The organism is Gemmatimonadota bacterium (genome assembly GCA_040388625.1).
Classification (GTDB): domain Bacteria; phylum Gemmatimonadota; class Gemmatimonadetes; order Gemmatimonadales; family Gemmatimonadaceae; genus Fen-1247.
In genome coordinates this window covers 266,857-279,845 of record JAZKBK010000001.1, presented here as the reverse complement: position 1 = coordinate 279,845, position 12,989 = coordinate 266,857, and the positions used below count along the sequence as shown (strand labels likewise).

The 12,989-nt window shown below is 61.9% G+C and carries 12 protein-coding genes; 3 read left to right on the top strand and 9 right to left on the bottom strand.

The genetic code is table 11. The annotated features are described in order from the left end of the window. Positions 1 to 125: 125 nt before the first annotated feature. The 3 genes from V4529_01240 to V4529_01230 all read left to right on the top strand — a co-directional run bounded on the left by V4529_01240 (position 126) and on the right by V4529_01230 (position 3,082). Positions 126 to 620, top strand: coding sequence for a hypothetical protein (locus V4529_01240; GenBank protein MES2356943.1), 495 nt, complete (start codon positions 126 to 128; stop codon positions 618 to 620). A gap of 102 nt (positions 621 to 722) precedes the next feature. Next, positions 723 to 2,345, top strand: a complete 1,623-nt coding sequence (locus V4529_01235; GenBank protein ID MES2356942.1) for a HAMP domain-containing sensor histidine kinase — start codon at positions 723 to 725, stop codon at positions 2,343 to 2,345. A gap of 5 nt (positions 2,346 to 2,350) precedes the next feature. Then, positions 2,351 to 3,082 carry a response regulator transcription factor gene (locus V4529_01230; protein MES2356941.1) on the top strand — a complete coding sequence of 244 codons (732 nt, stop codon included), beginning with the start codon at positions 2,351 to 2,353 and terminating at the stop codon, positions 3,080 to 3,082. Positions 3,083 to 3,094: 12 nt separating this feature from the next. On the opposite strand, the gene V4529_01225 is transcribed toward V4529_01230, so the two are convergent. From V4529_01225 to V4529_01185, 9 genes are all read right to left on the bottom strand, one after another. Beyond that, positions 3,095 to 4,318 carry a DUF2911 domain-containing protein gene (locus tag V4529_01225; GenBank protein ID MES2356940.1) on the bottom strand — a complete coding sequence of 408 codons (1,224 nt, stop codon included), beginning with the start codon at positions 4,316 to 4,318 and terminating at the stop codon, positions 3,095 to 3,097. 81 nt (positions 4,319 to 4,399) lie between these two features. Continuing rightward, complete coding sequence (locus tag V4529_01220) at positions 4,400 to 6,031, bottom strand: DHA2 family efflux MFS transporter permease subunit (protein MES2356939.1); 1,632 nt, start codon at positions 6,029 to 6,031, stop codon at positions 4,400 to 4,402. A 107-nt stretch (positions 6,032 to 6,138) separates the two neighbouring features. Then, the gene (locus V4529_01215; protein MES2356938.1) at positions 6,139 to 6,807 is read right to left on the bottom strand and encodes a TetR/AcrR family transcriptional regulator; all 669 of its coding nucleotides are present in this window, start codon (positions 6,805 to 6,807) and stop codon (positions 6,139 to 6,141) included. Positions 6,808 to 7,044: 237 nt separating this feature from the next. After that, positions 7,045 to 7,419 (bottom strand): CHY zinc finger protein, encoded by a 375-nt coding sequence (locus tag V4529_01210; GenBank protein MES2356937.1) that lies wholly within the window; start codon positions 7,417 to 7,419, stop codon positions 7,045 to 7,047. 41 nt (positions 7,420 to 7,460) lie between these two features. Further along, the gene (locus V4529_01205; GenBank protein ID MES2356936.1) at positions 7,461 to 7,730 is read right to left on the bottom strand and encodes a hypothetical protein; all 270 of its coding nucleotides are present in this window, start codon (positions 7,728 to 7,730) and stop codon (positions 7,461 to 7,463) included. Between the two features lie 106 nt (positions 7,731 to 7,836). Beyond that, complete coding sequence (locus V4529_01200) at positions 7,837 to 10,287, bottom strand: PAS domain S-box protein (protein MES2356935.1); 2,451 nt, start codon at positions 10,285 to 10,287, stop codon at positions 7,837 to 7,839. A gap of 387 nt (positions 10,288 to 10,674) precedes the next feature. Beyond that, positions 10,675 to 11,304 carry a YbhB/YbcL family Raf kinase inhibitor-like protein gene (locus V4529_01195; protein MES2356934.1) on the bottom strand — a complete coding sequence of 210 codons (630 nt, stop codon included), beginning with the start codon at positions 11,302 to 11,304 and terminating at the stop codon, positions 10,675 to 10,677. 56 nt (positions 11,305 to 11,360) lie between these two features. Continuing rightward, positions 11,361 to 11,822 (bottom strand): GNAT family N-acetyltransferase, encoded by a 462-nt coding sequence (locus tag V4529_01190; GenBank protein ID MES2356933.1) that lies wholly within the window; start codon positions 11,820 to 11,822, stop codon positions 11,361 to 11,363. A gap of 213 nt (positions 11,823 to 12,035) precedes the next feature. Further along, positions 12,036 to 12,977 carry a hypothetical protein gene (locus V4529_01185; protein MES2356932.1) on the bottom strand — a complete coding sequence of 314 codons (942 nt, stop codon included), beginning with the start codon at positions 12,975 to 12,977 and terminating at the stop codon, positions 12,036 to 12,038. Positions 12,978 to 12,989: the final 12 nt, after the last annotated feature.

Here is a 12,989-nt window from a genome sequence, read left to right as displayed (position 1 = left end):
GCGCCTGCGCGACGCAGGCACTTTGGAAAAGTTTCGTCACCGTTCCCTGACAGCACTGCGCTTGTGCGCAGCGCCGCGCGGCTGTTTCGTGCCTGCAGCATCGCAAACAGGAGAATGTCGCAACGATGTCAACTGCGTCACTGGAGCTTCCATCAACGCGCCGCGGTGAGCTGGCCACTGTCGTGCGAACGGGCTGCGTACTGGCAATCGTCGACGGGTTCAGCGCGTACGCACTTGGGTTTCTCTTCTTCGGGCATCCGCCGTTCGCTCGTGTATTCCAGGGAGTGGCGGCCGCGCTGCTCGGCAAGGAAGCTTACACGCTTGGCACCGAAGGCATGCTGATCGGCCTTGCAATGCACACTGCGGTCGCGTTCGCATGGGCAACGCTGTATTACATGGTCTACCGCAACTGGGCGTCACTGCAACGCGCAGCACAGGGGGGGATCGGGGTCGCAACCGTCGGACCGGTGCTTGGTGCGATCATCTGGTTATCCATGTGCTACATCGTATTTCCGATGACGAAGCTGCACCACGTACCCATGGCCTCGCGTGGCTTCGTGGTCAACTTCGTCCACCATATTCTCGTCGTAGGCCCCCTCGTCGTGGCGATGGACCGTTAGTCCGGCACACCCCGCAACAGTACGGAATCATTCGTATACAATCGCCGAGTGGGCGCGGGCAGCAAGCCGTGGTATCTTGATTGATCCAACGGGATCGCACTCATGTTTGTAACCGCCCGGCCAAAACTGAAGAAGATCCGGACGATTCTCGTGGGCGTGACACTAGCGATGATCGTTGGAGGGGCTGCTCTCTCGCTCCGAGACGCGGTTCGATCCGCACGCGCGCAGCGTGAGGCCGCGCAACGCACGCTCGCTGCGTACGCGCATTTCGCCAGCTATCTGTACGTGACTCGCATCTACCTTATGGCGCGCGAGCGCACAGTAATGCAGGCATTCGTCAAGCTAGGACCCGACGACCCATGGACGGGGCCCCTCCCAGCACCGACGATCATTCCCGCGATTCCCGATACCGGCGAAGCCTGTGCGCGGTCCCCGCTGTGGAAGATCTATCGCTTCAGGATGGATCTTCCCTCGCGCGGGCTGACCATCGTCGGCGGGACACCGATTCCGGCCGCCATGCGGTTGATACGCGATTCCATTCCCAAACTTGCAGTTACCCCTGAGATAGCGTCCTGGCACTTTGGATATCTGTTCGTCGACTCGCCCGACTTCCCTGAAGCGGTTGCCTTCACGCCAGTTCGCGACGGTGCCGGCCATGTGAGAGCGGTGTACGGCTACCGCTCGTGTTACGCTACGTATGATGTCTGGGACTATGCCCTGGTCCATCGTGTCGCACGCATAGTTCCACCCTTTCTCACGGAAGGCATGCCGACGGATTCGATCCTCAGCATCGTCGTCGCGGACAGTCGCGGACGCACTCTGTACGCGGCGCCATCACGCAGCGTACCCGTACGCGCGATCGGCACTGATACGATCCCGCAGATCAGTGGGATAGTGGTCACGGTCGGGCTCCGCCCAAAGGTCGCGGGCCGACTGGTACTCGGAGGTGTCTCGAGCTCACGTCTCCCAGGTTCTTTCCTGCTACTGATCGGCAGCATAGTGCTCGCCGTCGCTACGCTCGCGATGATGCGTAGGGAGTTCAGGCTCGTGGAATCGCGGGAGATGTTTCTCGCGAACATCTCGCACGAGCTGCGCACCCCGCTGCAACACATCCTCTTGTTCGTGCAGATTCTCCGACTCAAGCGGGCCCGCAATCAGGACGAGCATGACAAGGCAATCGAGGTAATCGAGACGGAGACGCAACGCCTCATCCGTCTCACCGACAACGTGCTCGCCGTAGTGCGCACCACGCGACCGCAGATCGCGCTCGGCCCGGTCGACGTGTCGGACGTCGTCGCAAGTTCCGCTGAGCTCTGCGAGCAGCTTGCGGCCGCGCGGTCCATGAAATTCGAGATCGATACCGTTCCAGCAATCGCGGCGTGCGACGCGGGCTCGCTCAAACAGGTGCTGGTAAATCTCATCGACAACGCCGTGAAATACGGCCCGAACGGTCAGACCATTCGCATCGGCGTACGCGCGGACGCTCAGGACGTGCAGATCTGGGTCGAGGATTCCGGCCCCGGGATTCCGGCCAAGGATCGCGAACGCGTGTGGGAAGCGTTCACGCGGCTGGATTCTCCGCAAGACGCGACGGCCGGCACCGGCATTGGCCTGACGATTGCGCGCGAACTGATCCTGCAGATGCACGGGCGCGTGGAGATCCAACAGGGCGCAGATACCGGCGCGCGGATCTCCGTATTTCTACCACGCTGGACCGCGGAGTAGTCACGATGACAGAATCTCAAGCCAACAATCATCACGACCACACGGTGCTCATAATAGAGGATAGCGAAACACTCGCCCTCGGACTGCGCACCAGCTTCGAATTCGAAGGATACAACGTGCACTGGGCAGCGGACGGAGAGCTGGCGCTGGAGTGGCTGGGTGAGCACACGCCCGATCTCGTCATTCTCGATCTCATGCTGCCGAAAGTCAACGGATTCGACGTATTGCGCCGCTTTCGGGCGAATGGCGGGACGGCGGCCGTACTGATCCTGTCGGCACGCGATGGCGAAGTGGACAAGGTGCAGGGCTTCCGAAGCGGCGCGGACGACTACGTCGTCAAACCTGTCGGTGTTCTCGAGCTGCTCGCGCGTGCGGAAGCGATGCTGCGTCGCATCGAGCCGCGCACATCGCCCGCTGCAAACGATGCTTCATCCACGGGTAGTATTCAGTTCGGTGACGTCACGATCGACCTCAAGACCCGCACCGTGACGCGCGCCGGAGCCGTCGTGGAGCTGACGCCGCGCGAATACGAGCTGCTGGTCTTTCTGGTGCGGGCCGACGGGGCGATCATTTCACGCGAGCATGTAATGGATGAGGTCTGGCACTACGTACCAGGCCTCACGTCCCGAACCGTCGACCAGCACGTCGCGCGGCTGCGTCACAAGCTCGAGTCCGATCCCGCGGAACCGCGCCACATTCTGACCGCGCGCAAGGCCGGCTACAGATTCGCACCCTGAGCTGCCACGCCGCTACTGCTTCTTCGCTACCGAAACGGGCACGCTCCAGATGAACTTGCCCCAGCTCATCCGCAGTCTGCCCGGCGTACCGTCCGCAACGGCGATCGCGAAGTCCTCCTGCGGTGACGACGCTGTCGTGACCGCCATCGGGATATGAGCGACGTCGTGCGATGCGTCGTAGTCCGTCCCCCACTGGCCGTGTTGCGAATTGACGATCAGATCGACGCTCCCATCGCTCCTGGGTAGCGTCCACAGACTGTACACCCCCGCAGGTATCCTCTTTCCGCCGATGTTCAGATCATTGTCGAAGAAGAGCGTCGTCGCCGCGTTTGCGCCGGTGCGCCATACGCTGCCGTAGGGGATTACCTTGCCGAGCAGTACGCGGTCGCGCCGGCGTGGACTGCTGTACGTGACCACCACCGGCGCTCCACCGAGCCTCGTGCGCGCGACCACCTCCGGCGATACGGCGCCCACGCCCTTTCCAGCGTGATCCGCAGCCGCGAATCGCCTTGCGATCGGCGATACGTCGACAAATGCGGTGCGCGTCATCTGCGTCTGCTCGGTAGTTTCGCTCGCGTCCCCGCCGGTGATGCGTCCGGCGTCATCCAGCGTAAGGCGTGTCGCGGCGATGCCGAAGAAGTCCGCATCCAGCTCCCTCGGCGATCGCTTCACGAATACACGCTTGAACGTCCGCCCATGAACGATATCGATCGTGGTAAGCCGCACTGTGTCACCGACTGCCGCGCGTGCAAGAGGCGCATAAAGTTCGTACAGCACGGGCGAAGCATACAGTCCATATGAGGGACCGAATCCCGTCATCAGCTGCGGATACGGCGGCTGTTTCAGCGCCGCATGCCCTCTGCTCTGGCGGCCCGCCGAGTCAACGTCCACCACGACCGAGTCGCGCGCGTAGTCTATCGTCACGCGTCTCTTCGCGACCTCGGACGTCCCCATCGGTGTCACGTCCACCACTGAGCGCGACGGAGCGCCGTCGGCAGCAAGATCCACAACGTAGTGAATGAGAACCGTCCCAGGAACGCGCACGACCAGGTTGCCGTCGAGCTTGTTACCAGTCCGCGTGAAGCTCTCGACGACTACCGTGTCGCGCCCGAGCAGAGTGACGAATGTGCCACCGCGATCGATTACCGGATTGCCCACGCCCTGGGCCAGCCCCAGCGTACCCGCAGCAGACAGAACCATAATCATCGCCTTGCCCGTCATGATCGAAGAATGCATGCGCTGACGGGGTCATACCAGCACCGGGAGTGTCAGAAAACGGTGATCAATATTTTCAGCCTCTTTGACAATCACTGGAGGTCATTCCAGTATCGCATGCGCGCCCGCGGCGCCCCTCGTTTTCCGCACGAGGAGCAGCAGCGGAATGAGCAGCAGTATCAGCGCCGCACTCAACTCATAGATCTTGCCGTACGCCAGCACACTCGCCTGCGCCATGAGCTGATGGTCGATCAGAGCCAGCGCCTGCTTCTGCGCAGTCCAGAAGTCCGCTCCCTTCGCCATCATGCCTCGCGTCATCATCTCGATGCGCGCCATGCTGACGGGATTGAGTGTCGATACGTGCGACACGAGATTCGCACGATTCTGCGCCGTATAGCGAATCAGCAGCGTCGAGATAGCGGCAATGCCGAAGGAGCCGCCAAGCTGGCGGAAGAAGTTGTACAAACCCGTTCCCTGAGCGAGCTCCGTCGGCGAGAGCTCTGCGAGCGTGATGGTCGTGAGCGGGACGAACATCAGGCCCAGCCCTACTCCGCGCAGAATCAGAGGCCAGAAGAAATCCTCTGCGCCGCTCGCACCTGTAATCAATGACAGCTTCCACGCCGCAAGCGCGAACGTCAGCGCGCCGGCGGTGATCAGCAGTCGCGGATCGAACTTGTTCGTAATCCGTCCCACCACGCCCATCGACACCGCCGTTGCTAGCGCGCCGGGCATGAGGATCCATCCTGTCTGCTCCGCCGTCATGGCCAGGTTCCCCTGCATGAACACGGGTAGCGTGAACGACATCGCATACAACCCGATTCCCATGACCACGCCGAGCAGGGTGCCGACCCACATCTGCCGGTGTTTCAGCACGCGAAAATCGATCACCGGATGCTCGGTTCTCAGCTCACGCCATATGAGCAGCACGCCGCCAACGACGCCCGTCACCGTCAGCCACGCGATGAAGTGGGATGCGAACCAGTCTTCGCGCTCGCCATGTTCCAGCACGTACTGCAGCGATCCCACGCTCACGATCAACAGCGCGATGCCGAGATAGTCGATCGCACGCGGGCGCTTCTGGTGTGCGGGATCATTGACGTAGCCGGCAATCATCACCGCGGCGAGAATGCCGACGGGTATGTTGACGTAGAAGATCCACGGCCAGCCGTAATTGTCGGTGAGCCAGCCGCCGAGGGTGGGCCCGATCGTCGGACCGACCATAACACCAAGTCCGAAGAGCGCCATTGCCATTCCCGCCTCTTCCAGCGGAAAGGACTCGAACAGCACAGCCTGCGAAACTGTCATCAGCGCACCGCCGCCGATTCCCTGAATGATGCGCCACATGACGAGCGCGCCAAGTGAATGCGACGCGCCGCAGAAGAAACTCGACGCGGTGAACAGAACTATGGACCCTACGAAGTAGCGCTTGCGTCCGAGCAGATCGCCAAGAAAGCCGGTCAGCGGAATGACGATCACGCTTGCGAGCAGATATCCGGTCGACACCCAAGCGATGTCGTCGAGACTCGCGCCGAGGTTGCCCATCATGTCCGGCAGCGCGACGTTGACGATGGAGCTGTCGATCACCTGCATCATCGCGGCGAGCACGACGGCGAACGCAATGACATACCGATGCTCGGCGCCCTTCCTCGGCTCGTATTCACTGATGATCGGCTCGAGGACCGCCGTCGGCTCCTCGTCGGCGGTAAGCTCGATTATGCGGACCGCGTCAGCCATGGATCGCTGCCGGCAGGAAGTTACGACCATCGCATACTTTCGAGTATGCAACGAGGCAAAACAAAGCGACGGCGCGGACCGCGGCATCGCGGACTGTGCTATTCAAATCAGTTCTCTTTGGTGTCTGTCGTGTTGACGACCAGGGCCGGCCAGAGACTGTGCAGCAGCAGCTCCACGGCCGAATCGATGAGCCTGTCGTCGTCAATCAGCAGCTCAGGCACATCGACCGCGAGGGGTTGCCAGACGATCTGGGTGATGAGCCCCGAGATCGTCACGCGGGCTGCGACCTCCGCGTCGGCGTCGGCGCGAAACTCGCCGGCGCGCATTCCCTCCTCGATCAGCGAGGCGAGCAGACGCCAGCCCTTGATCGGTCCGCCCCGCAACCACCGCCGGTGCGCTTCCGGCAGGTCGTGCCGTGCGCTCTGCAGGATCAGCGCGAGCGTCATCTTTCGCCCCGTGGGATCGGCACCGCCGAACGCCTTCCGCATCATCAGCCGTATGCGGGCCGATGCAGGGCCGCGCGCGTGACGCAGCACCTGGTCGATCTGTCCGAAGGCGCGGTCATGATAGTGCTCGATCGCGCGCAGCAGCAGATCTTCCTTCGTCGCGAAATAGTGATATACCGCGCCCTTCGTGACACCGGCCGCTTCGGCGACGTCGTCGATGCGCGTGTTGCGATAGCCGCGCTCTGCGAACACGCCGATCGCAGCATCGAGCAACTCCTGCGGTCTGGTGTCGGGACGGCGTTCCCATCGCAACGATTTAGTGGCGGCCATTTACGTTCAGCGTCCTGGCGAAAAAAGGCCGACCCAGTGCGCGCCGGCGGGTAATAAACTTACCAGTATGTTAAACAGTCCCGAGCCGGCTCGCCAGTGGGCTGCCGCTAGTGGCCGACTGGATCCGCACGGGCGGGACCGTCTGCGCCATCCACGCAGGCTGTCTCGTCACCGCGGGCTACGGCGCGGTCTCCGCGATCTCGAATAGTCCGACTTCCGCGCCAGCTCAAACCGAGCTCAGGCGGCCGGTTCCGAAATCGAAAAATAGAAATGATGGTGCTTGCTGCACGCCGGATTGAATGCCGATCCGCAGGCAGGACAGCGGCTCTCACACGCAAGATACATGTTGATGGTCAGCTCGACGCCGCACGCGCCGCACATGACCGCGCGCGTTTCGAAAGACTCGCGTGGCCACGGGACCAGACCGTGGTCTGCCAGCTCGTCATGGCAATCCTTGCAGGCGTAATACTCGGAACAGCAATGAAGCTTGATAGCGACTACGTCAACTTCGCTGTGATAGTGTGCACAGCGTGTCTTTCCGTCGACGCTCACTCCGCGGACCTCGGGGCGCCCGCCTGGATTCGTTTCGTCGCAAGTCGCCGCAGATCCCATACTCACATATCTTAATCGGTTCCCGTCTGGCTCCGGCCGGGCTACTCGCGATCATCGGGATGATCGTGACGCCACGTCCAGTATGCCCGCTGTTCGTCGATTTGGCGCTGTTCGTAGGCGAGGTGGCGAAGATGCTGCTCCGCCTCCCACTGCCGGTACGCCGCATCCTCACGTCTGTCCCAGCGATGGTTGTCGTTGTACGACGAATCGTAAACGTTGCGTGTTGGCGAGCACGCCATCGTGAAACCAGCCGAGACAAGCATCGCGGCTGCGAGGGGAACGCCATGCATCAGTGACGTCATGCGGATCATTACCTGAGTCTCCGTGAGAAGGGCACTGCCAGCGCGGCCTGAGCGCACGCATCCAGTTTGACGGAGACTTCGCAACTACGTTAACTACTGTGATCCAGCTGTCTGCTCAGGATGCAGGCTCAGCAAGCACCGACGTTATGGTCCGAACAAGTTGATCGCCGGTGAATGGCTTCTGAACAAACGTGTGTGTGGACGCGACGAGTCGCTTGCGCAGAACTGCGTCATCTGTATAACCCGACGTGAATACGATGCGCGATCCAGGCCTGCTCGCTGCCAGAGCTCGTGCGAAATCGCCGCCGTTCATCTTCGGCATCATGAGGTCCGTCACCACGACCGCGATCTCGCCGTCGTAACCGGAGGCGACCGACAATCCCTCCTCCCCGTCCTGCGCTTCGATGACGCTGAACCCCACCTTTTCCAGCATCCGTCGCGCCGCGCGGCGGACCGCGCTGTCATCCTCGACGAGAAGAACAGTGCCGCTCACGGCCGAATACAGCTGCTGCACCGGTGCAACTTCCGTCGGCGCGGACGACATGTCGCGCGGGAGATAGATCTTGAACGTGGCACCCTGGTGCGGCTCACTGTACACCCAGATGTGGCCGCCGAGCTGCTTGACGATTGCATAGACCGTGGCAAGGCCTAGTCCAGTGCCGCGACCGATTTCCTTGGTGGTGAAGAAGGGCTCGAAGATCTTGCGAAGGGTGTCGGCGTCCATTCCTATGCCGGAGTCGGTCACTGCAAGCAACACGTAGGGACCTGGCACGACGTTGGTGTGCATCTCCGCGTACGCGTCATCCAGCCACACGTTGTGCGTCTCGATCACGAGGCTTCCGCCTTCGGGCATCGCGTCCGCGGCATTGACCGTGAGATTGAGCAGTATCTGCTCGAGTTGACTCACGTCCGCAGTCAAATTGCTTGCGACGCCGCTCGGCTTGACGATCAACTCTATGTGCTCCATCAGCAGCCGCCGCAGCATCGGCTGCATCTCTTCGACGATGCCGTTGATGTCCACTGTCTGCAACTGAACGATCGCCTTCCGGCTGAACGTGAGCAGCTGGCGCGTGAGACCGGTTGCGCGTCGTGCTGCGCTGCTTATCTCCTCGATGTCCGCGCGAATGTCGGGATACCGATCGTCCGCAATCAGCATGGCAGCGTACGAGGATATGACGGTGAGGATGTTGTTGAAGTCGTGTGCCACTCCGCCAGCGAGCGTACCGATCGCCTCCATCTTCTGCGACTGCCGAAGCTGCTCTCCGAGCTGTTTGCGTTCTGTGATGTCCATATACACGCCGATGAATGCTGTCGGCCGTTCCTCGGCATCCAGCAACGGCGCGACCGCCAGCATGACATCGACATGGCGGCCGTCCTTCCGCATTCGCACCGCTTCTATCGGCTTCTCGGTACCGCCGTGCCCCAGCGTTCCGCGCCATTTATCGACGTGATCGCGCTGGTCGGCAGGAATGAAAGGCACCGGGCCACCGATGACTTCGCTTGCACTCCAGCCAAACAGCACCTCCGCCGCATCGTTCCAGCGCGTGACATTCCACTCCGCGTCCAGCACGATCATCGCCTGCGGAGCAGCATCGATCAGAGTCTGCAGCATCAGACTGGTTGCCATTGCTCGTTCTTCCGCCTCGAGCACGACGCGCTCGGCGGCGAGCCGTTCCGTAATGTCGGTGATGACCACCAGCCGCAGACGCCGGTCGGGAATCCCGAGTGGATGGCCACGCGCTTCGACGGAGATTACAGTGCCGTCCTTCTTCCTGTGCTTTACAGTGTGAACGCGCGGCTCATCGCTCGGCATCTCGGCGAGCAGGCGTGACAACTGCGGGATATCATGGGGAGCGCGCAGATCATCCAGCTTCATCCGTGCGAATTCGTCTCGACTGTAGCCGTACTGGGTCACCGCGGCGTCGTTGACGTCCACAATCTGTCGCGTGTCGTAATCGTACACCCACATCGCGCACGGATTGCGATCGAACAGCAGACGGTAGCGACGCTCGCTGTGCGCAAGAGCATCGCGCGCGACTTTCGTCTCCGTGATGTCGCGCGCAACCCAGAGCACGGCGCGTCCATCGAACGGCGACGCAGTGGCGGCGAACCAGACTACTCTGCCGTCCGGCTGGATCCTGAATTCGGTCTGAACCGTTCGTTGTGTATCGACGACCTGTGCCGATACGTTGGAGATGGTTGCCGCTGCGTCGGCGGGAAGCACATCGCTCACATGGCGGCCGACAACCTCTGGAGCGGGACGGTAGAGCGCGTTCGCGTCGGTGTATGGCACGCGCGTATATCTTCCATCTCTATCGATCACGAACACCACATCCTGCATCGCCGCAAATAGCGTCTGCAGCTCCGCCTCCGCGGCACCTCTGGCCTTCGTCGCAACTCTGGCGTGGCGGCGAAGCCTGATGAATCGGATGACGAACGCCGCGACAGCGGCAACCACTCCCAGGATCAGCGCAAGCGCGGGGAGTCCCGTAAGCTTTACCGTGTGCCCAGGACTGTCCAGGAGGACGGTCTGGAGCGTGGCGATCGGGGCGTGGGGCGCTATCACGCCCGAAACAGCCGCCAGGGCGCCGAACAGGCGAGAGCGGCACTGCAGCCTATCGCAGCGCCGTGACTGATTGGAATGCGGTCGTTCGTCATCATCTTGCAGGTCACCTTCGCTTTCAGGAACTTCCGGCTGAACCGGCAAGCCGCGCGCGGGTCGGACGCGTCATTTCATCGACATGTCATCGGCCCCAAACGCAACCGGCTGCCTCACATCCCTACGCTTACTCTCTTCCGAGCGATGTTGCTGCCGTCGTCGGTTTATCGAACAATCGTTCCACGCGACACGGCCGATTTACCAGCGACAGGGACTAACATGAGACATTCTGACGCAGGACACCAGCCCCGGGCCGCGCATGTCCACGCGCGGCGGCTGTGGACCGCGCCGCCCTTATGGTGTCGTGGCAGGCGGCGCCTGACCGAGACCGATGACTTCGCCGCTCGCGAGCACGTGGTCCTTCATCGCCGCGGTAAGATCGGCGTAGGTGGCGAGCGATTCAGCGGGAAGCGACGTGTCTAGTGCGAAGACCTGCAGGTGATAGCGATGCTTCGGCCCCGGAGGCGTGTGCGGGCCCATGTATGCGTGCGCCGGCCCGCGGATGTTGGGACCGTACTGCGCGCCGGCTGGCGGCTCGCTCATCGCTGCATCGAGCTGCGTCATCGTCGATGGGATGTTCACCATCGTCCAGTGAAGAATCGGCGCGCCACGCGACATTGCGTCGCCGTCCTGCATTATCACCGCGTATGATTTTGTGCCAGCCGGTCCGGCGGACCACTTCAGACCGGGAAAGACATTTCCGCGGTACGAGGTGTTCTCGAACGGAATGTCGTCGCCTGGCGCGAACGCGGGACTGCTCACCGTCAGCCTGGCACCGGATTTCGCCGGCAGATTCGGAATCGCCAGCAGCGCCGCGCCAGCTTCGGTCGCGGGCGGCGGCGGAGCTTGTTGCGCACTGGTCACGGGCGCGATGGCAACCGCGAGCAAAGCCGCGATAGCTGCACCGGAGATGTAACCTTTCATCAATCTTTCTCCTTGTTGATGGTTTGACAGAAGGCGAGCATGCACGTTACCGCACTTCACAACATCTTCCTGTAAACAACGAACCCTGATCGCTCGGCGACTCCGTCATACAATTTCATCGCCGTCAGATTCGTCTCGTGCGTCTGCCAGTACACGCGCTTGCATCCTGCGTTCGCCGCACGATCATACACCGCTTCGATCAGACCACGTCCCACTCCCCTGCCGCGCGCGCCTTCGATCGTGAAGAGATCGGCGAGATAGCAGTTCGGTCCGGTCATGATCGTGCTGCGATGGAAAAGGTAGTGGACCAGCCCGATCAGCGTATCGCGACTCTCCGCAACCATGGCATGCACCGGCTCACTGTCATCGAAGAATCGCTCCCACGTTACGCGAGTGATCTCCGGATCGAGCGCCGTCTCGCCGCTGCGTCCGTAGAAGGCGTTGTATCCATCCCAGAGCGGCAGCCACCGGGCCAGATCCGAGCGTCGCACAGGGCGAATTTGAAATGCGTCAGGCAAGATTCAGGCTCCGGGTGGCAGGTTCCGGGATTACGCGATTCGTCGGCCGCGTCACCTGACCGATCGCCAGCAAAGTTACCACCCGTCACGGTCCGCTGACGATTCAAAGCCCCGTCAACGCACATCGTTGACGGGGCTTTGAATTACGACGTCGGGATCACGGGAGTTGAACCTGCGATCACGGGAAGTTCATTCAGGTGCGACGGCAGCGCGTCACGGCGCCAGCACGGACGCGAGCAGCTTGCCGCCCTGGCGCGGATTCCCTTCGTAATAGAACACGTACACCTTGTGAGTTTTCTCATCGACCGCACAGGTGCGCGCTGCTCCACCCTCTGGAACCTTCTCGACGACGGTGAACTTGGACGGCGAATCCTCGTGGATCACCGACAACGTGCTATCGGCGCGATTCGGATTGAACACCAGCTTTGTCGTCGGATCGAAGCAGTTCATATCGGCGCGGCTCGGGACGCGGACGCGCGACACGACGCTTCCGTTGTCGGCGTTAAGCACGACGACATCGGTATCGCACGCCATGAAAATGCGACGCGTCTGTGTGTCCATCGTGAGCCCCTGCGCGCGGCCGCACCCGGAGACGTCCCACGTCTTTTCAATCTTCAGCGTTCGCGTATCGAACTGCTCCAGGCCGCCCTTTTCCTCGATCGCGGCATACAGCTTCCCGTGCCCGTCCGCCGCGGCAGACTCGAGACCGTCCCCGATCATCGTCTTCGAGACCAGCGTGCCTGTGCGCATGTCGACCACCCAACCGTCCTTGCCCTCCCAGACGAACGCGCGGTGAGTGACGGGATCGTAGCGGCTCCCGTCGCCCTTGATGTCGAGGTGGCCGGTGACGGCGAGGGTCTTGAGATCGAAGAGAGTGCCGTTGCGCACCAGGCCGCGGTTGTCCTCGTGGTCGATCGCGTAGCCGCCTCCTCCACCTTCGACCGTCCCGACGATGGAGTCGTTATCGACGTCTATCACCTTGTCGCCGAGCCCGTAGAGCCGGCGGCCGACAGGATCGATGATGATGTAGTCGGCGCGCGCAGCGCCGATCTCGATTGTCTTCACGACGTGATAATGGGACGTCTGCGCCATCGCAGCAGTGCTGACGAGGAAGACAGGCGCAACAGCAGCGAACAGCGAGCGGATCCCGAACATAGTGAGTTCCTG